At 74.1% G+C, this 19,170-nt stretch carries 18 protein-coding genes and 1 tRNA gene; 12 read left to right on the top strand and 7 right to left on the bottom strand.

The features are described 5' to 3' along the window. Window positions 1–106 precede the first annotated feature (106 nt). Together IPL61_00585 and IPL61_00590 are read left to right on the top strand one after the other, a co-directional pair. Window positions 107–643 carry a Smr/MutS family protein gene (locus IPL61_00585; GenBank protein MBK9029836.1) on the top strand — a complete coding sequence of 179 codons (537 nt, stop codon included), beginning with the start codon at window positions 107–109 and terminating at the stop codon, window positions 641–643. Further along, window positions 640–2,502, top strand: coding sequence for a D-alanyl-D-alanine carboxypeptidase (locus IPL61_00590; protein ID MBK9029837.1), 1,863 nt, complete (start codon window positions 640–642; stop codon window positions 2,500–2,502). Before IPL61_00585 ends, IPL61_00590 begins: the two co-directional genes overlap by 4 nt. Window positions 2,503–2,515: 13 nt before the next feature. Here the strand turns inward: IPL61_00590 and IPL61_00595 are convergent, their stop codons facing one another. Continuing rightward, window positions 2,516–3,730: a patatin-like phospholipase family protein gene (locus tag IPL61_00595; protein ID MBK9029838.1), complete on the bottom strand. Its 1,215-nt coding sequence runs from the start codon at window positions 3,728–3,730 to the stop codon at window positions 2,516–2,518. A 118-nt stretch (window positions 3,731–3,848) separates the two neighbouring features. Here IPL61_00595 and IPL61_00600 point away from each other — a divergent pair, with 118 nt between their 5' ends. From IPL61_00600 to IPL61_00610, 3 genes are all read left to right on the top strand, one after another. Continuing rightward, window positions 3,849–4,409 carry a metallophosphoesterase family protein gene (locus IPL61_00600; GenBank protein ID MBK9029839.1) on the top strand — a complete coding sequence of 187 codons (561 nt, stop codon included), beginning with the start codon at window positions 3,849–3,851 and terminating at the stop codon, window positions 4,407–4,409. Between the two features lie 42 nt (window positions 4,410–4,451). After that, a complete protein-coding gene (locus IPL61_00605; protein MBK9029840.1) occupies window positions 4,452–6,119 on the top strand; it encodes an endoglucanase A in 1,668 nt (555 codons plus the stop codon). Between the two features lie 163 nt (window positions 6,120–6,282). Further along, entirely contained in the window at window positions 6,283–6,528 is a 246-nt protein-coding gene (locus IPL61_00610; protein ID MBK9029841.1) for a hypothetical protein, read from the top strand. A 187-nt stretch (window positions 6,529–6,715) separates the two neighbouring features. Here IPL61_00610 and acs read toward each other — a convergent pair whose 3' ends face one another. Together acs and IPL61_00620 are read right to left on the bottom strand one after the other, a co-directional pair. After that, window positions 6,716–8,680 (bottom strand): acetate--CoA ligase, encoded by a 1,965-nt coding sequence (gene acs, locus IPL61_00615; GenBank protein MBK9029842.1) that lies wholly within the window; start codon window positions 8,678–8,680, stop codon window positions 6,716–6,718. Next, on the bottom strand, window positions 8,677–9,069 hold the full coding sequence (locus tag IPL61_00620; protein MBK9029843.1) for a reactive intermediate/imine deaminase: 393 nt from the start codon (window positions 9,067–9,069) through the stop codon (window positions 8,677–8,679). Before IPL61_00620 ends, acs begins: the two co-directional genes overlap by 4 nt. A gap of 87 nt (window positions 9,070–9,156) precedes the next feature. On the opposite strand from IPL61_00620, the gene IPL61_00625 reads away from it, so the two are divergent. Further along, a tRNA-Val gene (locus IPL61_00625) sits at window positions 9,157–9,228 on the top strand. Window positions 9,229–9,295: 67 nt separating this feature from the next. On the opposite strand, the gene IPL61_00630 is transcribed toward IPL61_00625, so the two are convergent. After that, entirely contained in the window at window positions 9,296–10,180 is an 885-nt protein-coding gene (locus IPL61_00630) for a hypothetical protein (protein ID MBK9029844.1), read from the bottom strand. Between the two features lie 2 nt (window positions 10,181–10,182). Beyond that, entirely contained in the window at window positions 10,183–10,482 is a 300-nt protein-coding gene (locus IPL61_00635; protein ID MBK9029845.1) for a hypothetical protein, read from the bottom strand. 159 nt (window positions 10,483–10,641) lie between these two features. On the opposite strand from IPL61_00635, the gene IPL61_00640 reads away from it, so the two are divergent. The 3 genes from IPL61_00640 to IPL61_00650 all read left to right on the top strand — a co-directional run bounded on the left by IPL61_00640 (window position 10,642) and on the right by IPL61_00650 (window position 13,535). Next, complete coding sequence (locus tag IPL61_00640) at window positions 10,642–11,106, top strand: NUDIX domain-containing protein (protein MBK9029846.1); 465 nt, start codon at window positions 10,642–10,644, stop codon at window positions 11,104–11,106. A 340-nt stretch (window positions 11,107–11,446) separates the two neighbouring features. Beyond that, the gene (locus IPL61_00645; GenBank protein MBK9029847.1) at window positions 11,447–12,784 is read left to right on the top strand and encodes a sigma-70 family RNA polymerase sigma factor; all 1,338 of its coding nucleotides are present in this window, start codon (window positions 11,447–11,449) and stop codon (window positions 12,782–12,784) included. A gap of 127 nt (window positions 12,785–12,911) precedes the next feature. Further along, entirely contained in the window at window positions 12,912–13,535 is a 624-nt protein-coding gene (locus IPL61_00650; protein MBK9029848.1) for a hypothetical protein, read from the top strand. A 19-nt stretch (window positions 13,536–13,554) separates the two neighbouring features. Here IPL61_00650 and IPL61_00655 read toward each other — a convergent pair whose 3' ends face one another. After that, complete coding sequence (locus IPL61_00655; GenBank protein MBK9029849.1) at window positions 13,555–15,750, bottom strand: FG-GAP repeat protein; 2,196 nt, start codon at window positions 15,748–15,750, stop codon at window positions 13,555–13,557. A 225-nt stretch (window positions 15,751–15,975) separates the two neighbouring features. Between IPL61_00655 and IPL61_00660 the strand changes: the two genes are divergently transcribed. Beyond that, on the top strand, window positions 15,976–17,019 hold the full coding sequence (locus IPL61_00660) for a hypothetical protein (protein MBK9029850.1): 1,044 nt from the start codon (window positions 15,976–15,978) through the stop codon (window positions 17,017–17,019). Window positions 17,020–17,055: 36 nt separating this feature from the next. On the opposite strand, the gene IPL61_00665 is transcribed toward IPL61_00660, so the two are convergent. Then, a complete protein-coding gene (locus IPL61_00665) occupies window positions 17,056–17,868 on the bottom strand; it encodes an SDR family NAD(P)-dependent oxidoreductase (GenBank protein ID MBK9029851.1) in 813 nt (270 codons plus the stop codon). Between the two features lie 88 nt (window positions 17,869–17,956). Here IPL61_00665 and IPL61_00670 point away from each other — a divergent pair, with 88 nt between their 5' ends. Further along, window positions 17,957–18,853 (top strand): SPFH domain-containing protein, encoded by an 897-nt coding sequence (locus IPL61_00670; GenBank protein MBK9029852.1) that lies wholly within the window; start codon window positions 17,957–17,959, stop codon window positions 18,851–18,853. Between the two features lie 7 nt (window positions 18,854–18,860). Beyond that, window positions 18,861–19,100, top strand: coding sequence for a hypothetical protein (locus IPL61_00675; protein MBK9029853.1), 240 nt, complete (start codon window positions 18,861–18,863; stop codon window positions 19,098–19,100). Window positions 19,101–19,170: the final 70 nt, after the last annotated feature.

The following is a 19,170-nucleotide window of genomic DNA, read 5'->3' on the forward strand; positions in this document are numbered from 1 at the left end:
CGACCGGGCTCACACGCGCTCGCCGCATGTGACGCCGGCGCCGCGGCATCGTTCAGAATCGCGGAGTTTTCTGGCCTGCGCGGCGGCGTTGCCCTAGGTTGGAAGGATGGGTCGGCAGTCGAAACCAGCGCGCGCCCCGCGGCCCCGGGTCAGCCCCGAGGACGAGGCGCTGTTCCTGGGCGCCATCGACGGCGCGATCCCCCTGGCCCAGCGCGACCGGGTGCCGCCGATGCCCGTCAAGACCGCGGTGATCCCCGCCGCCGTGCTGCCGCCGCTCCAGGCGATGACGCTCGAGGGCACCGACGACGAGGTCAGCGCACGCGCGCCCGGCGTCAACCGCGCGCAGCTGGCCGAGCTGCGCCGCGGCAGCGTCCGCGTCGAGGCCACGCTCGACCTCCACGGCCTCACCACCGCGGCCGCGGCGCCGGCCCTCGAGCGGTTCCTCCTCGAGTCGGTGCGCCTGCGCCGCCGCTGCGTGCTCGTGATCCACGGCAAGGGCCTGCACTCGGGCGGCGTCGCCACCCTGCGCGACCTCGTCATCCACCACCTGTCGGGGCCGGCCTCGGGGCTGGTCGCGGCCTTCTGCCCCGCCCGTCCCGCCGAGGGCGGCACCGGCGCGAGCTACGTGATGGTGCGCGCATGACCCGCGGCGCGCTCACCCGCCTCGGGCTGGTCGCGGTGCTGTGGGCGCTCGCCGTCGGGCCGTCGCCGGCCGAGGCCCAGCCGCGCACCCGCGGCAAGAAGCCGGTCGTCACCGCCAGCCAGCACAGCAAGAGCGTCCGCGCCAAGGTCCGACCGACGGCCAAGGCCACGGCGACCCGCGGCAAGGCCACCCCACCGCGGCGGCCGGCGGCCACGCCCCGGGTCACCGTCGCGGGCGCCGTGCGCGGCCCCAGCGAGGCCCGGATCCGGCGCGCGCCGGTGGCGGTCACCGCCGCCGAGCGCACCGCCGACGCCCTCGACGCGATCCTGCGCGGCCCGCTGCGGTTCGGCACGACCGGCCTGTACGTCGCCGACGCCGCCACCGGCGCGGAGCTGTTCGCGATCCACCCCGACGATCCGCTCAACCCGGCGTCGAACGTCAAGCTGATCTCGACCGCGACCGCGCTGGCCCAGGTCGGCCCCGACTTCCGCTACTCCACCCGGCTGCTCGGCGCCGCGCCCGACGCCGACGGCGTGGTCGCCGGCTCGGTCTACCTGCACGGCACCTTCGACCCGACGCTCACCAGCGGCGGCCTGAGCGAGCTGGCCGAGGCCGTGGCCGCCGACGGGGTCCGCGTCATCAAGGGCGACGTCGTGGTCGGCGCCCAGCCCAGCCGCGACGCCATCTACCGGGCGCGGTTCTGGGTCGCGGTCCGCGCGGGCACGCCGGGCCGCAGCGCCTCGGTGTCGGTCGGCCCGAACAGCGACTACCTCGAGGTCGTCAACCTCGCGACCACGGGCAAGCGCGCCAAGGTCAAGAAGGGCGCCGGCATCTCGGTCCGCTCGACGGTGGTCGAGCGCGACGGCCGGCCCCGGGTCCAGGTCACCATCACCGGCACGATCGGCAAGGGCAAGTCCCTCGAGCGCGCGGTCGTCGCCAAGGATCGCAACCTGTACACCGCGCACCTCGCGCGCGCCGCGCTGACCAAGGCCGGGGTCGCGGTCGAGGGCGACGTCCACGTCGCCAGCCTCGAGCAGTTCGTGGCCGAGGCCGCGCCCACCGGGCACCTGCCGATCGTGCTCGGCGCGCACCGCTCGGCGCCGCTCGCCGAGATCGTCGCCCGGGTCAACAAGCGCAGCATCAACTGGCTGGCCGACCGCATCCTCACGACGACGACCGCGCTGGCCCACGACGAGCTGCCGGCGATGGACGACGGCGTCGACGCCATGTACGCGTGGCTCGATCGCGCCGGGCGCATCGGTCGCAACGACGCGGTGATCGACACCGGCTCGGGCCTGTCGTACCGGACCGCGCTGTCGCCGCGCCAGATCGTGACGGTGCTGCGGGCGGCGACCGCCGCGGCGACCGAGTCGGCGCCCGTGCCCACGCCGTCGACGGTGACCGCGACGCCGACCGCGACCTTCGACGCCGACCGGGCGCGCGCGTTCCGCGCGTCGCTGTCGATCGGCGGCGTCGACGGCACGCTGCGTGGCCGCTTCCGCTCGCCCCTGCGCGGCCGGGTCCACGCCAAGACCGGGACGCTCACCGGCGTGATCGCCCTGTCGGGCCTGCTCGAGGGCCGCGGCGGCCGGACCCTGGTGTTCTCGCTGGTCACCAACGGCCACAGCCGCCGCCAGAAGCTGGGCGTGCGCGCCGCGCACGAGCAGATCGTCACGGTCCTCGACCGCTACCTCGCCGAGCTGACGCCGGTCGGCGCCGAGCCGACGGCGGCGACCGAGCCGCCGAGCCCCGACGCCGCCGCCGACGCGGCCGACGCCGACGAGGCCGACGCGTCCGAGGCCGACGCGTCCGGCGACGACCTCGGCGACGACCGCGACGACGCCTCGACCGCGCCCTGATCGAGCGGGCCCGTCAGGCGAACAGCGCGACCAGCTCGGCGTGCCGGGCGCGCGCGTCGGCCTGACCGAGCTCGATCAGCGCGCGCGCGAACGCGCCGTCGAACAGCAGGTACGACAGCAGGTCGCCGACGCGGTGGGGGTCGCCGTCGGCGAGCCAGCGCAGCGCGACGCCGGCGGCGCCGCGCCCGGCCGCGAACCGGCTCGTGCCGACGAGCTCGGCCGCCATCGCGCCCACGTCGCGCGACGGCTCGAGGTGGACGACCTCGACCGGCGTCATCGGCGGCACGCCCATCGCGGTCAGCTCGGCGCCGAGGTCGTCGACGAAGCCCGGCCCGTACCGGCGGGTCCCGGCCTCGAGCAGCTGGTTGATCCTGGTCAGGCGATCGAGATCGCTGTCGAGGCCGTCGACGAACAGCGCGTTGAGCGCCTTGCCGGCCAGGTACAGCGGCGACGAGGCCGCCTCGCGCCGGGCCGCGGCCTCGGCCGGCCCGGGGCGCTCGCCGCTGCCGGGGTTGACCAGCAGCACCCGCCGCGCGCCCAGGTTGATCGCCGGCGACAGCGGCACCATCTGGCGCAGCCCGCCGTCGCAGTAGAGATCCCCGTCGAGGGTCACCGCCGGGAACAGCAACGGGATCGCCGCGGACGCGAGCGCGTGCCGGACCGTCAGCGTCGCCGGGACCATCGCGCCCGCCGCGCCGCCGGACCGGACCGGCAACCGGCTCTGGTGGAACACCACCGCCCGGCCGCTCGCGACCTGGGTGGTCGCGACCGCGATCGCCCGCAGGTGGCCGGCCGCGAGGTGCGCGGCGATCGCCGGCGTCGAGACCATCGCCGTGAGGATGCGCTCGAACGGCCGCGCGTCGAGCAGGCCGCCGCGGACGCCGTGGGCCCGCAGCGCGCGCTTGAGCCGCCCCGGGATCCCGGCCACGTCCGCGGTCATCGCCAGCACCTCGATCGCCGAGGGCCGCAGCACCGCGCGCAGGTCGAGGGCCGACCACGCCGCGCACACCCGGTCGACCGCGGCCACGGGATCCGCGGCGGCCGCCGCCAGGGCGAGCGCGTTGATACTGCCGGCCGAGGTGCCCGACAGGATGTCGAACCCGAACGGCCGCGGCAGATCGCGGGCGACCTCGCGCACCAGGTAGCGCAGCACGCCGGCCTGGTAGGCCCCCAGGGCCGAGGCCCCGGCCAGGACGATCGCCGACGGACGGTCGGTCGCGGACAGCATGGGCCATCGTGCCACGGCGCCTGCGCGCCCGCGACGGCGCGGGGCCGTCCTCGACGCGGCGATCGCGCGGTGATCGGTCGCGCTTCGTGGCGCGGCCGGGGTGCGCTACACCCGGGCCATGGCCCCGCTCGATCACGCCGTCGCCCTGCCCCGGCGCGCCGACGGCACCCTGCGCCTGGCGGTCTGGGCCGACACCCACGCCCGGCCCCACCCGGCCGCGCACGCGCACCTGGCCGCGTGGGCGCCCGACGCCATCGTCCACGCCGGCGACATCGGCGCCCAGGCGGTCGTCGACGACCTGGCCGCGATCGCGCCGGTCCACGCGATCCGCGGCAACATCGACGGCGATCTGGCCCTGCCCGACGAGCTGATCCTCGACGTGACTGGCGGCAGCGCGCTGCGGATCTTGCTGGTGCACATCGGCGTGGCCGGGCCGCGGCTGCGCGGTGAGGTCGCGCGGCGCGCCGCCGCGGTCGGCGCGCACCTGGTCGTCTGCGGCCACTCGCACGTGCCGTTCATCGGGCGCGATCGCGGCGTCGCGATCTTCAACCCCGGCTCGGTCGGGCCGCGGCGCTTCGATCTGCCGATCGTCTGGGGCACGATGACGCTGGGCCCGCGCGGCCTGGCCCTGGCCCACGTCGACGCGGCCACCGGCGCCCCCTGGCAGCCGCCCGGCTGATCGCGCCCCCACCGGCGCCCGCGCCGGCGGTACCCTCGCGCCATGCAGCTCTCCCGAGTGATCCTCGCCGGCCTGGTGGCGGCGGCCGCGTGCGGCGGCGACGGCGGCGCGCCCGCGCTCGACGCCGGCGTCGACGCCGGCCAGGACGCCGACCTCGGCACGATCGTCGAGCCCGGCGATCCCGGCGCGGCCGACGTGCGCGTCGACGTCCGGGTCGACCGCGCCCGCGCCACGATCTCGCCGCTGATCTACGGCGTCAACGGCGGCGCCGACGTCGCGCGCGACCGCCCGCGGATCCAGCGCGTCGGCGGCAACCGCCTGACCGCGTACAACTGGGAGAACAACGCGTCCAACGCCGGCAGCGACTACTGCTTCCAGAACGACCGCACCTTCGGCGGCCCCGGCACCCCGCCCGCGGCCGCCTACCGCGCCACGCTCGACGACGCCCGCGCCCGCGGCACCGCGGCGCTGGTGACGGTGCCGATCATCGACCACGTCGCCGCCGACCACGACGACCTCGGCGACGGCGGCCAGGGACCGCCGGCCTGCGTCGGCGACGTCCGCAACTCGGGCGCCAACTTCCTCGACACCCGCTTCGTCGCCAACGTCGCCCGCAAGGGCGGCGCGTTCGCCGCGACGCCCGATCTCGGCGACGGCGCGGTCTACCAGGACGAGGCCGTCGACTTCATCCGGCGCACCTGGAGCGACGTGCGGGTCCTGGTCGATCTCGACAACGAGCCCGACCTGTGGTCGTCGACCCACGCCCGGGTCCACCCGACGCCGGTGACCTACGCCGAGCTGCTCGAGCGGACCACGCGGTTCGCCGCCGCCGTCAAGGACGCGTGGCCCGCGGCCGAGGTGCTGGGCTTCGTCAGCTACGGCTTCGCCGGCTACGAGACCTTGCAGAGCGCGCCCGACGGCGCTGGCCGCCGGTTCATCCCGTTCTTCCTCGACGGCCTGCGCGCGGCCGAGACCCAGGCCGGCCACCGGCTCGTCGACTACCTCGATCTGCACTGGTACCCCGAGGCCCAGGGCGACGGCCGCCGCATCTCCGACGTCGCCGACGGCACCGGCGCGGCCGCGCGGGTCCAGGCCCCGCGCTCGCTGTGGGACCCGACCTACGCGGAGGACAGCTGGATCGTCAACGACTTCCTGCACGCGCCGATCGCGCTCCTGCCGTCGCTGCGCGCCGACATCGACGCCCACTACCCCGGCACCAAGCTGGCGTTCACCGAGTGGAACTACGGCGGCGGCGACCACATCAGCGGCGCGATCGCCACCGCCGACGTGCTCGGCGTCCTCGGTCGCGAGCAGGTCGGGCTGGCCACGCTGTGGCTCCTGCGCCCGACCGCGCGCGAGCAGTTCTTGCTGGCCGGCCTGCGGATCTTCACCAGCTACGACGGCGCCGGGGCCGGCTTCGGCGGCACCAGCGTCAGCGCCACCACCACCGACGCCGCCCGGGTGACCGCCTACGGCTCCGACGACGACTTCGGCGGCCGCCAGGTGATCGTGCTGATCAACAAGTCGACCGGTCCCCTGACCGCCGGCGTCACGGTGGCGGCGCCGCGCACCCTGACGACCGCCGACCGCTGGGTCCTGGCCGGCGCCAGCCCGACGATCACGCCGGGCGCCGCCGTCACGGCCACCGCCACCAACGCGTTCCGGGTCGACCTGCCGCCGTCGTCGGTCACCGTGCTGGTGCCGCGCTGACCGCGGCGCCTGCAACGCCCTGCAACAGCCCTGCGACCGCCGCCGGTTTCACCACGCTGCGCCGGCGCGGACGACCGGCCTGAGTTCGCGCACCTGCGCGCGTCCCGGGGCCGGCACGGCGCGTGCTCATGGTCGAGACACATCCCGAACGCCGAGGTCCCTCATGTGTCGTCGCGTCAACTGTAGCCAATGCAACAAGCCCACCTTCGCCGGCTGCGGCATGCACGTCGAGCAGGTCCTGGGCGACGTGCCCCGGGCCAAGCGCTGCCGCTGCGGCGAGGAGCCCCGCGCCACGGCGCCGGTCGCCAAGGCCAAGGCCACCAAGGGCCACGGCCACGGCAAGAGCGCGGCGCCGGCCGCCCCCGCCGAGCTCGCCGCGGCGCGCCCATGGTGGCAGCTGTTCAAGTGACCGCCGGCGGCGCGTCGCCGGCGTGGCGCTGGGCCAGGCGCGTCAGGACGTCCTGATCCTCGAGCGTCGGCGCCGGCGGCGCGCGACTCGTCGCTGACGTGGCGCTGGGCCCGGCGCGCCCGGACGTCCTGATCCTCGAGCGTCGTCGCCGGTGGCCTGATCCTCGAGCGTCGTCGCCGTCGGCGCGCTACTCGTCGCCGGCGTGGCTCTGGGCCAGGCGCTCCAGGACGTTCTGATCCTCGAGCGTCGTCGTGTCGCCGCGGGCCGTCGAGCCGCTCGCGATCTCGCGCAGCAGCCGCCGCATGATCTTGCCCGAGCGGGTCTTCGGCAGCGCGTCGGCGAACCGGATCTCCTCCGGGCGCGCCAGCGCGCCGATCTGGTCGGCGACGTGGCCGCGCAGCTCCTTGGCCAGCGCCTCGTCGGCCACCACCCCGGACCGCGGCGTCACGAACGCGACGATGGCCTGGCCCTTGAGCTCGTCGGGGCGGCCCACCACCGCGGCCTCGGCCACCTTGGGGTGCGAGACCAGCGCGCTCTCGACCTCCATCGTCGAGAGCCGGTGGCCGGCGACGTTGATGACGTCGTCGACGCGACCCATGATCCAGAAGTAGCCGTCGGGGTCCCGCCGGGCGCCGTCGCCGGCGAAGTACACGCCGGGGATCTCACCGAAGTAGGTCTTCGCGAACCGCTCGTGGTCGCCGAAGATCGTGCGCAGCATCGACGGCCACGGCCGCCGGATCACCAGGAAGCCGCCCTGGTTGTCGCCGACCGACACGCCGTGCTTGTCGACGACGTCGACCTCGATCCCGGGCAGCGGCTTGGTGGCCGAGCCCGGCTTGGTCGGCGTCGCGCCCGGCAGCGGCGAGATCATGATCGAGCCGGTCTCGGTCTGCCACCAGGTGTCGACGATCGGGCAGCGGTCGCCGCCGATCGTGCGCCGGTACCACATCCACGCTTCGGGGTTGATCGGCTCGCCGACCGAGCCCAGCAGGCGCAGCGACGACAGATCGTGCGCGGCCGGGTACTCGTCGCCCCAGCGCATGAACGCGCGGATGGCGGTGGGCGCGGTGTAGAACACCGTCACGCCCCAGCGCGCGATGATGTCCCAGAACCGATCCGGCGCCGGCTGGTTGGGCGCGCCCTCGTAGAGCATGACCGTCGCGCCGTTCATCAGCGGCCCGTAGACCACGTACGAGTGGCCGGTGACCCAGCCGATGTCGGCGGTGCACCAGAAGATGTCGTCCTCGCGCAGGTCGAAGACCATCTTGGTCGTGTAGTACGCGCCGACCTGGTAGCCGCCGGTGGTGTGGACGATGCCCTTGGGCTTGCCGGTGGTGCCGCTGGTGTACAGCGAGAACAGCGTGTGCTCGGCCGGCAGCGGCGGGGCGACGTGGCGCGGGCTGGCCTTGTCGACGACCTCGTGCCACCACTTGTCGCGGTTGACGCGGAAGTCGATGTCCTGGGCGGTCCGGCGCACGACCAGCACGTGCTCGACGTCGGGGCAGCCCTCGCCCTGGGTCAGCGCGCGATCGACGTTGGCCTTGAGCGGCACGATCGCGCCGCGGCGCCAGCCGCCGTCGGAGGTGATGATCAGCTGCGCCTTGCAGTCGCGCACGCGATCGGCGAGGGCCTCGGCCGAGAAGCCGCCGAAGACCACCGTGTGCGGCGCGCCGATGCGCGCGCACGCCAGCATCGCGATCACCGCCTCGGGGATCATCGGCAGGTAGATCGCGACGAAGTCGCCGGCGCGCACGCCCAGATCGTGGAGCGCGTTGGCGGCCTGGCACACCGCGCGGTGGAGCTGGTGGTAGGTGAGCACCTTGGTGTCGCCGGGCTCGCCCTCGAACAGCAGCGCCGCCTTGTTCTTGCGCGGGCCGTCGAGGTGCCGGTCGAGGCAGTTGACCGAGATGTTGGTGCGGCCGCCGACGAACCAGCGCGCGTCGGGCGACTGCCAGTCGAGCACCCGCTGCCACGGCGTCGACCAGCGCAGCTCGCCGGCGATCTCGGCCCAGAACCCGTCGGGGTCCTTGCGGGCGCGGGCGGCGAGCGCCTCGTACGCGGCCATGCTGCCGACCCGGGCCGACTCGGCGAACTCGGCCGGCGGCGGGAACACGCGGTCCTCGGTCAGGACCGACTGGATCGCGTCGCTCACGCGGCACCTCCGACGAACGCGACCAGCTCGATCTCGACCCGGGCGTCCTTCGGCAGCCGCGCCACCTGCACCGTCGACCGCGCCGGCGGCGCGCCGGTGAAGCGCTGGGCGTAGATCTCGTTGACCGCCGCGAAGTCGGCGAGGTCGGTGAGGAAGATGGTCGACTTGACGACGTCGGCGAAGCCGGCGCCCGCCGCGGCCAGGACCGCGCCGAGGTTGTCGAGCACCAGCCGGGTCTCGGCGGCGATGTCGCCGGTGAGCATCTGCCCGGTGGCGGGGTCGAGCGGGATCTGGCCCGAGGTGAACACCATGGCGCCGATGCGGATGGCCTGGGAGTACGGCCCGATCGCGGCCGGCGCCTGGGGCGTGGCGATGGCGGTTCGCTGCATCCCTCGTTGGTACCATGCGTCCCCGGCGCTTCGTCGCCATGGACCCGTTGACACGCGCGCGGGCGACGGCTACACAACGCACGTCTCGGGCGCTTAACTCAGCGGCAGAGTGACGCCTTCACACGGCGTAAGTCGTAGGTTCAATCCCTACAGTGCCCACGAACGATCGAGCCCTCGGTCGATCGACAGCGAGCGGCGGGCAGGTGCGGGAGCGGTCGCGTCGCGTTCAGCGCTTGCGATCGCTGAGACCCTCGGAGCCGGTCTGGGTCTCCTCGGACTGCGACCAGTCGATGAGCTGATCCTCGTCGACGGGCTCGGGCTCCTTCTTCCAGGCCTCGCCGAGATCGGTCTCGATCTCGAAGTCGGTGGCGGTCGAGGCCCGGCCCGGCGCCGGGCGCGGATCGGACTTGCGATGCGACATCGCGGCGGCGGCCTGCGGGCGCCGCACCCCGAGGGTCGTGCGCGGGGTGGCGCCGTTGCTGCGCGGCGGCGCCGGCGGGTCTCCGAGCGGCGGCGGCTCGGCGCTGCGCGTGGTCCGGGCGCCGTTGTCGCCGCTCGTCGGGCGCGCGGCCACGGGTGCGGCGGGCAGCGGCGCCGCGGGCGCGGGCGGCGCGGGCGGCGCGGGCGGCGTCGGCGCGAGCCGCGCGACCTCGGCGGTGCGCTCGTCGCTCGTCGACGCGCGGGTCGGGGCCGCCGTCGCCGCGGTCGCGGTCGGGGCAGCCGCCGGCGCCAGGGCCGCGGCCACCGCGGCGACCGCGGTCGGCGTCTTGGCGGCCGCGACCGCAGGCGGCGGCGCGACCAGCCCGCGGCCCAGCCCGCGGGCGGCGATCTGCGCCAGGCACGCCCACAGGATCGGCAGCGGGATGTGCTCGCAGAGCACCGGCACGGTGATCGTGTCGACCACGAGGCGCGCGTCGGTGCGCGGCGCGGCCAGGCACGCCGTCAAGAGCTTGGTCCACTCGGCCCGCGGCAGGTGCGTCGCCAGCACCTCGGGCGTCGTGTGGGTCAGCACGTCGTCGGGGGTCGCCATCCCCAGCGCCAGCGCGCTGCCGATCGCGGCGGTGAAGAACGCCCGCAGCCCGAGCACCGACGGCGTCGCTACCGCCGTCACGGTCACCTGCCCCCGGCGATCCCGGCCCGCTCGGCCGCAGCAGCGATGCACTCCCAGAGCACGTCGTGTGGCAGGTGTCGGGCCATCACGTCGGGCGTGACCGTCTCGAGCACCCCCTCGGGCGTCATGGCCCCGGCGGCCAGCGACGCGGCCAGGACCTTCGACAGGAGATCGGGCGGCAGGTTGGTCGCGAGCACCTCCGGCGTCGCGTGGCGCAGGACGTCGGCCGGCGCGAAGATCTGCTGGGTCAGCCCAGACTCCATCATCGTCGCGAACCAGCGCTGACGTGCTTCGATCGACATCTCTCGACGGTATCACAACGGCGCAGGGCCCCGGTGCGCGCGGCAGCTGGCCGCGGGTAGCGGCGGGTGCGCCGCCGCTGGATCACTGGCCTGACCAGTACCCGCGACCCACTTTCTGCGCCGCGACGGCTGGACTAGCGGTTGCGCGAGAGCAGTTCTTTGCGCAAGGTGCCTGGTATGACCCGCGGTGAAGTCAGGTCGCGTGAATCGGCGGGGACGGTCCTGTATCGAAGTCGTGGCGACGATCTCGAGGTCCTCCTGGTCCATCCCGCTGGGGCCTACAACCGCCGGGCGCCCTGGGGCATCCCCAAGGGGCAGCCCAATCCGGACGAGGATCTCGAGGCCACCGCCCGCCGCGAAACCATGGAAGAAACCGGCGTGATCGCCGGACCGCTGGTGGCGGTCGGCTACGTCGACTACACCCGCTCGCGCAAGCGCGTCCACGGCTTCGTCGGGGCCGCGCCCGAGGACGCCGCCCCGCGGTGCGCCTCGTGGGAGGTCGACAAGGCGGAGTTCATCGAGATCACCCGGGCGCGGCGAATCATCCACCCCGACCAGGCGTCGCTGCTCGACCGGATGCTCAAGATCATCGCCGGCGAGTCGGTCGGCCTCGCCGCTGGGTGATCCCGGCCGAAATCGGCGGCCCGGCATCGTCGACGCGCGGTCCGCGAACAGTCCTGTCCACGGCCCCTGATTCTTTTTTATTTCAGGCGGTTAAGCAACCCGAACGGCGTTCGGGGACATTTCGATCGATCGCAGGCATTGCGGCGACGGTGGCGGATGATCACTCTGCTGGGAATCGGATCCGATACCGGTTCGGTTGCCCGTCGTAGTAGCAGTACATCCGCTCGCCCGCCCCGCCCGACTTTCTGGGCATTCGCGCGTCCCTCGCGCAACGTTTTCGGCTGGACGAGCGTCGGAACAACGATCGGCACGCACCGCGGCCGAATCGCGGGAGAACGTCATGACCAAGCCCATCCAGACCAAGCTCCGCACCTCCACGCGCACGACCCACGGGCGCGCGAGCGCGCCGGCGCGCACCGCCACCGCCGACGCGCCGGCCCGACCGGCCGGCGCCGACGCCAAGCTCTTGCGCAGCGACTCGGATGACCACCTGTCGACGTACTTCCGCGACCTCGCCGAGCACGAGCTGCTCGGGCCCGAGCAGGAGCGCGAGCTGTCGCAGGGCATCGAGGATCAGGAGATCCTGACCTGGGAGCGCGTGCTCGCGCGCGCCGACGTCGGCCCCGAGGTCATCGCCATGCTGGCCGGCAAGTTCGACGAGCTGATCAAGCCGCAGAAGTACCTCAAGGCCGCCGAGGCGGTGGTCGCGAAGAAGACCGACAAGCGCGCGATCGCGCGCCTCACCGTCGCCGCGCGCGAACTGTCCGAGACCCTGCGCACGCAGGACCTCGATCGCGTGCACATCGACGCGGTCCGCCGCGAGCTGCGTCGGGCCCGCGCGATCGCGCAGGGCAACAAGCGCGGCACCGAGGAGGTGGCGTTCGCCGCCGGCGCCCCGGCGTTCGCGTCGTACCTGGCCGGCATCGACGAGGCCTACCGCGGCTCGTCGGCGCTCCGCGAGGAGTTCGTGAAGTGCAACCTGCGCCTGGTCGTGACCATGGCGCGGCGCTACGACCGCGGCGGCATGCCGCTCGCCGACCTGATCCAGGAGGGCAACCTGGGCCTGATGCACGCGGTCAGCCGCTTCGACTACCGCCGCGGCCTGCGCTTCTCGACCTACGCGTGCTGGTGGATCCGCCACGCGATCGGGCGCGCGCTCGCCGACAAGGCCCGCGCGGTCCGCATCCCGGTGCACATGCTCGAGGCCCAGCAGCAGCTCGAGAAGGTGCGCCAGGGCCTGGTGCGCGAGCTCGGCCGTCAGCCGACGCCGCAGGAGGTCGCGAAGGCCGCCCGGGTGCCGCTGGCCAAGCTGAACCAGATGCACCGCTACCTGATGGGCCAGCCGCTCAGCCTCGATCGGCCGATCCACGACGACGACGAGCGCGCGCTCGGCGACATGCTGGCCGATCCGCTGACCGAGGACGCCAACCCGGCAGAGGACATCACCACGACCGCGCTGTCCAAGCAGGTGCGGTCGCTGATGGGCGAGCTGTCGCCGATCGAGGCCGACGTGATCCGCAAGCGCTTCGGCCTCGGCGACGACGAGGAGCGCACGTTCCGCGAGATCGGGGACCAGTACCACCTGTCGCGCGAGCGCATCCGCCAGATCCAGAACTCGGCCCTCGGCAAGCTCAAGAAGGCGCTCGGCGACGAGCACATCGGCCTGTTCGAGAACTAGCCGGTCCGCGGGCGGCGAAGGTCGTCCGGCCTGCGCCGCCCCGCGCGTCGGACCGGCGCCGCAAGCTCGGGATCTCGAAATTACCGGGTGAACCGTCAGCGTCGGGGAGCCGTGATAGCGTCGGCCGATGGCACAGCGTCGCGGTGGAGTGGTCCTGGTCCTCGCGCTGATCACGGGCTGCGCCCCGGCGCTGACCGGGGGGCCGCATCACCCCCGATGGCGCGCGGCCGGTGACGGCTCGGCGCGTGGCCGGCTGGTGGTCGGCAGCCGCTACGATCCGACCGGGCGCGTCGACGGGTACTTCCAGGGCGATCGGCGGATCTCGCTCGACGAGCTGCTCCACATCACGGGCCACGGCGCCCAGGCCGAGCGCATGGCCACGCGGCGATGGCTCCGACCGACGCTGATGACGATCGGCGCCGCCGTGATCGTGGGCGGCCTGGCCTACTCGTTCAGCACGGAAAGCTGCACGTACGTGCCACCCATGGTCGCCGAGTTCGAGCGGTGCAACGATGACATGCAGGACCAGCGCCTCACCGGCGGCGTCGTCGCCATCGCCGGCGCCGCGATCGCGACGACCGGGCTGTTGATCGGTTCGGGCCGCCCGGCCGGATCGGAGGTCGACCATTGGGCGTCCGAGTACAACCGGGCCAACAACCTCCCGCCCATCACCCGCGCGTCGGTGCAGGTCCGCATCGGCGCCGCGGCCGATCGCCACGGCGCGGGGCTCGTGGTCGCCGGCGGCTTCTGAGCGGCGGCCGCGCGGCGGGTCAGTAGTCGACCGACACGTCCGCGGTCGCGCCGTCGGCGGCGAAGCTGTTCACGCGGATCGTGACGGCGCGGCCTCCGACCATGACGGTCATGCTCGAGCCGGGCAGGCGCTCGGCGCCAGCGGTCGTGATCAGGTACGACGTGCGCTCGCTGTACCGATGCACCAGGACCGTGTCGCGGGCGAAGCCGCGGTCGAAGCCGGTCGCCGTGCGGTACTCGATCGCGTAGTAGTTGTTGTCGTCGGCGCCGATCCGGACCATCAACGCGCCGTTGGCCTCGGGGCGGTTGATCGCGGCCACCGAGACCCGGGCCGTCTGGATCGCGGCGGCCGGCGTGAGGCGCACGACGCGCTGGGCCGGGATGAAGTTGCCGATCGTCCGCTGCGGCGCGTTCATCTCCGGGCCGGCCATGTAGCCGAGCGGGGTGGTGAACGACCGCACGAGCATCGCGCTCATGATGTCCCAGGAGTCGCGGTACTCCCCGGGGCCGGCGTCCGGCATGGTCCGCAACGTGTCGTCGTGCGAGTGCGTCGCCCAGCCGAGCGCGTGGGCGACCTCGTGGGCCAGGTAGGTCGACGACTGCGTGAACGCGGCGGTGTTGCCGACCACCAGCCGGGCCCACGCGCTGCTGTCGCTGTCGGCGTTGACGAAGGTGATGACGAACGGGTACGCGGGCGCGGTCGCGGTCAGCCCATGGGCGGCGATGCAGGCGTTGCCGACGACGGCGCGGTTGCCCGCGTTCGTCGACGGGAGCGCCATCGTGCGCGCGACGTCGATGATCTCGGTGTCGGACATGTCGAACGCGCCGTACGACGTCTCGAACCAGTAGTTGGCGAGGCCGCCCGCCCCCAGCACCAGGCCGCGCAGCGCCTGGGCCGACAGCGGCTCGGCGTCGACGTCGCTGAACTTGCAGCGGAGGACCAGGCCGCGCTTGCTCGTGAGCGGCGCCCACCCGGTGTCGTTGGCGGGCATCGGCGCGGTGTACGCCCACCAGTACGTCAGGCGGGTGCCGTCCCAGCGCGCGTCGCTGCGGACCAGGCCGTTCCAGCCCGACTCCCAGACCAGCGCGTCGTCACGGTACGACGACCCAAGCTCCGACGTCACGGCGTGGAGCGCCCCCCAGTACAGGATGCCGCCGTAGGTCGTGCTGATCTGGCCGCTGGGGACGTCGCTGATCGGCAGGAGCCCGGTGCCCGAGAGCTGCATCCGGTAGAACCGCGTCGCGCCGGTGAAGGGGTTGTGCAGCGCGAGGTCGTCGGCGAGGTCGTTGTTGACGCGCGCGACCGACACCTGATCGAACAGCCCGACAAAGCCGGTCCGGGTCACGAGCGTGCGCACGAACGTCTGGCTGACGCCGTTCCAGCGCGACGCGTAGCCCGCCACCTCGCGGCCGCTGCTCGACGACACCACCAGATCATCGCGGCCGTCGCCGTCGATGTCGCCGGCGCGGAGCTGCAGGTTGCCGGCGGACGCGAACCCCAGGTCCCCCTGGTTGAACGCCGGCGTCGGCGCGAAGAAGTAGTCGGTCTTGATCGAGTACATGCGGTACGCGCCGGCGCCGCGGGGATAGACCAGCACGTCGTCGCGCCCGTCGCCGTCGAAGTCGGCGACCACGAAGTCCTCGCCGTCGCCGACGAACGACCCCTGCGAGAACCACCACCACAGCTCCTTGCGGTCGGTGCTGATGCCCCAGCACACGAGCGCGTTGTCGTCCTGGATCGCGCACACCTGATCGGAGCGGTCGCCGTGGAAGTCGCCGGTGATGAGGCGCTTGATCGGGCGGCGCAGGAACGTGTGGAGGATGCCGGTCTTCGCGGCGTCGGCCTTGCTGACGAAGATGCGGTTCGACGCGACCTGGACGAGGTCGGAGATCCCGTCGGCGTTGACGTCGGCCAGGGTGACGTTGTGCGCCAGCGCCAGCTGGGAGTTGCTGCCGCGGCCGCGCTTGCCGGTCCGCGCCAGCGCGTACAGGTCGTCGGGCGCGGTTGGCACCCGGCCCGCGCAGCGCTCCTCGGAGCAGGTCCCGGTCTCGCCCCAGTGGGCGCCCGCGGCCTCGGCGTCGTCGGCCGGGGGGGCGACCGCGGGCGGGTCGTCCTCGAGCGGACCGCCGTCGTCGGCGGTGAGGCAGCCGGCGAGCGCGGCGGCGAAGGTCAGCGCGGGCACGACCAGGCGTGCGTGGAGGCGAGGGGTCGACATCGTGAGTCCTTGCGTGGGAGAGGCGGTTCGCGCGTCGCGCCCTGCGGCGACGTGGCGACGGCTACAGCAACCCCCACGCCAGCCGGCGTCCCAGCCAGCTCGCGGCCTTGGCGCGCGCGCGGTCACGGTTGTCACGGTCGCTCAGGGTCACGTCACGGGTCACGGCACGCGATCGTCCAGGCGCGGCGGATGCCGCGACCGGGCCGGTCGTGTAGGGTGCGGCCCGTGTTCGTCTGGGTCACCCACCAGGTCGCGACGACGCGCTGGCTCAAGCAGGAGCTGGCCGCGCGCGCGCCGCACCTCAAGTTCGCGTTCGCCCGCCCGGGCCTGACCACGTTCCGCGTCGATGGCCAGGCGCCGACCGGCGCGGTCGAGATGCCGACCTCGTTCGCGCGCGCCTGGGGCCGGTCGCTGGGCCGCGGCGGGCAGGCCGAGGTGCTGGCGACGCTGGCGACGCTCGCGCCCGAGGCGGCACCCGTGCGGCTGCACGTGTTCGAGCGCGATCTCGACGTGCCGGTCGACGAGCAGGATCCGGCCGAGCGCGGGGCCCGGGCCCGGACGGTCGAGGCGGCGCTGCGCGCGGCGGCGCCGGGCGCGTTCCACGACGAGGTCCGGGCGCGCCCCGGCGACCGCGTGCTCGACGTCGTGGTGCCGCACGGGCACGATCCCGACGAGCCGTGGCTGATCGGCACCCACGACCACGACCTGCGCCACGGGCCGTGGCCCGGCGGCGTGACCCACGTGCCGCCGCCGCCCGAGGCGCCGTCGCGGGCGTGGTGCAAGATCGAGGAGGCCCTGCGCTGGGCCGACCTCGAGCCGGCGCCCGGCGAGATCGCGGTCGAGCTGGGCGCGGCGCCCGGCGGCGCCAGCTACGCGATGCTGGTGCGTGGCGCCGAGGTCCACGGCGTCGATCCCGGCGCGATGCACCCCGACGTGCTCGGCTTCCGCGGCCCCCACGGCAACCGGTTCGTGCACCACCACCTGCCCGCGGCCGAGGTGCCCAAGGCCGCGCTGCCCCGACGCTACCAGTGGCTGCTCCTCGACGTGAACCTCGCGCCGATGGTCGCGATGAAGTACGTCGAGCGGTTCGTGGCCCTGGCCCACGGCGGCCTCAAGGCCGCGGTGCTCACGCTCAAGCTCAACGACGACGGCGTCGTCGCCGCCCTGCCCCGGCTGCTCGAGCGCCTCGGCAAGCTGGGCGCGCGGACCCTGCGGGTCACGCAGCTGCCGAGCCATCGCAGCGAGGTCGTCGCGATCCTCACCTGGTAGCGCGGCCGCGCGATCGCCGCGAGGTCGTCGCGATCCTCAACGGGTCGCGGCGCGCCCGCGGGCCGCCCGCGACAGGGCCTCGGTCATCGCCCACAGGCGATCCTGCGATGGCCGATCGAGCGCGAGCGGCGCCGGCCGCCGCGGCGTCAGCTGGTCGAAGTACCGGCCGGTGGTGGCGGCGTGGCGCGGATCGACCAGCAGCGCCCGCAGGCCTCGGGCGGCGACCGCAGGCGCGATCGCCTGGGCGGGCGGCCGATCGCCGTGGAGCGCGGTGCGCACGACGCCGGGATGGATCGCGTTGACGCGCCAGCGCGGCTGGCGACGCGCCAGCGCCAGCGCGTACATCACGTTGGCGAGCTTGGTCTGGGCGTAGGCCGCGCGCGGGTCGAAGCCCCGCGCCAGCGATGGATCGTCCCACGCGATCCGGCCGTGGACGTGCAACCCGGACGCGACGATCACGACGCGGGCGCCGTCGCCGAGCGCGGGCGCGAGGCCGTCGATCAGCGCGGCGTGGCCCACGTGGCCGACCGCGAACCCGAGCTCGAGCCCGGCGCGGGTGACCACCCGCCGCTGCGGCCACACGCCGGCGTTGGCCACCACCGCCGCCAGCGCGATGCGCTCGCGGGCGACCCGGCGAGTCAGCTCGGCCACGCTGGCGAGGTCCGAGAGGTCGAGGGCCCAGGCCTGGGCCCGATCCCCCAGCGCCGGCAGCGCGCCGACCGCGCCGAGGCCGCGCTCGGGCGCGCGGCTCGCGATGATCACCCGCCACCCGTCGGCGACCAGCGCGCCCGCCAGCGCGCGCCCGAGGCCGGCGCTCCCGCCCGTGATCAGGACCCAGGGCTCGGCCACGCCTGACCCTCGCACGCCCGGGCGATCGTCGCGACCGCCCTTGACATCTATCAAAGTGATATCATCCTGATGTCACGGAGGTCGTGCCATGCAAGAGCGTCGTGTCCACACCATGTCGGGCGGCATCGCCCTCGCCCTGTCCCTCGCCGCCGCCGGCGGCGCCATCGCCATCCTGGCGACCCAGCTGCCCGCCAACCCGCACGCGCCCGGCGCGGGCGTCAAGATCGCGATCGGCGCGATCGGCGGCGGCGTGCTCGGGCTGACCTCGCTGCTGCTGCTGATCGGCATGTTCACCGTCGGGCCCAACGAGGCCCGGGTGCTGCAGCGGTTCGGGCGCTACGTCGGCACCGTGCGCGACGAGGGCTGGCGCTGGACCAACCCGTTCAACAACAAGCGCCTGCTGTCGCTGCGCATGCGCAACTTCGAGACGCCGATCATCAAGGTCAACGACGTCGAGGGCAACCCGATCGAGATCGCGGCGATCGTCGTGTGGCGCGTGGTCGACACCGCGCCGGCGTGCTTCGTCGTCGACGACATCGCGTCGTTCGTGCGCGTGCAGTCCGAGGCGGCGGTGCGCAGCCTGGCGATGCACCACCCGTACGACGGCCACGACGAGAACACGATCTCGCTGCGCGGCCACACCGAGGCGGTCGCCGAGCAGCTCCAGCGGCACATCGCGACCCACTGCAAGCACGCCGGCATCGAGGTGATCGACGCCAAGATCGCCCACCTCGCCTACGCGCCCGAGATCGCCCAGGCCATGCTGCAGCGGCAGCAGGCCGGCGCCATCATCGCGGCGCGCCAGCGCATCGTCGAGGGCGCGGTCGGCATGGTCGAGATGGCCCTGGCGATGCTCGCCAAGAACCACGTGGTCGAGCTCGACGAGGAGCGCAAGGCCGCGATGGTCTCGAACCTGCTCGTCGTGCTGTGCGGCGAGCGGACGACGCAGCCGATCATCAACGCCGGCACGCTGCACCAGGGGTAGTGACGCCATGGCGGCCCGCAAGGCGTTCCTGCTCCGACTCGACCCCGCGGTCCTGACCGCGCTCGAGGCGTGGGCGTCCGACGACCTGCGCAGCATCAACGGGCAGATCGAGTTCGTGCTCCGCGACGCGTTGCGCCGGGCCGGGCGCAAGGTCAAGGCCGCCGAGGTGGCGACCGCGACGGCGGCGGCGACGACGGCGGCGACGACGACGACGACGGCGAAGAGGCGGGCGGCGGGCGAAGGCTGAACCGGCACCGGGCGTCGGGCTCCGGGTCCGGATCGGGGTCCGGGTCGGGCTCCGGGTCCGGCCGGGTCCG

This window comes from Myxococcales bacterium, from assembly GCA_016717005.1.
Classification (GTDB): Bacteria; Myxococcota_A; Polyangia; order Haliangiales; family Haliangiaceae; genus UBA2376.

Coding starts and splice junctions, on each gene's coding strand:
- IPL61_00585 (MBK9029836.1), top strand. CDS start 107: ATGGGTCGGCAGTCGAAACCAGCGCGCGCCCCGCGGCCCCGGGTCAGC.
- IPL61_00590 (MBK9029837.1), top strand. CDS start 640: ATGACCCGCGGCGCGCTCACCCGCCTCGGGCTGGTCGCGGTGCTGTGG.
- IPL61_00595 (MBK9029838.1), bottom strand. CDS start 3,730: ATGCTGTCCGCGACCGACCGTCCGTCGGCGATCGTCCTGGCCGGGGCC.
- IPL61_00600 (MBK9029839.1), top strand. CDS start 3,849: ATGGCCCCGCTCGATCACGCCGTCGCCCTGCCCCGGCGCGCCGACGGC.
- IPL61_00605 (MBK9029840.1), top strand. CDS start 4,452: ATGCAGCTCTCCCGAGTGATCCTCGCCGGCCTGGTGGCGGCGGCCGCG.
- IPL61_00610 (MBK9029841.1), top strand. CDS start 6,283: ATGTGTCGTCGCGTCAACTGTAGCCAATGCAACAAGCCCACCTTCGCC.
- IPL61_00620 (MBK9029843.1), bottom strand. CDS start 9,069: ATGCAGCGAACCGCCATCGCCACGCCCCAGGCGCCGGCCGCGATCGGG.
- IPL61_00635 (MBK9029845.1), bottom strand. CDS start 10,482: ATGTCGATCGAAGCACGTCAGCGCTGGTTCGCGACGATGATGGAGTCT.
- IPL61_00645 (MBK9029847.1), top strand. CDS start 11,447: ATGACCAAGCCCATCCAGACCAAGCTCCGCACCTCCACGCGCACGACC.
- IPL61_00650 (MBK9029848.1), top strand. CDS start 12,912: ATGGCACAGCGTCGCGGTGGAGTGGTCCTGGTCCTCGCGCTGATCACG.
- IPL61_00655 (MBK9029849.1), bottom strand. CDS start 15,750: ATGTCGACCCCTCGCCTCCACGCACGCCTGGTCGTGCCCGCGCTGACC.
- IPL61_00670 (MBK9029852.1), top strand. CDS start 17,957: ATGCAAGAGCGTCGTGTCCACACCATGTCGGGCGGCATCGCCCTCGCC.
- IPL61_00675 (MBK9029853.1), top strand. CDS start 18,861: ATGGCGGCCCGCAAGGCGTTCCTGCTCCGACTCGACCCCGCGGTCCTG.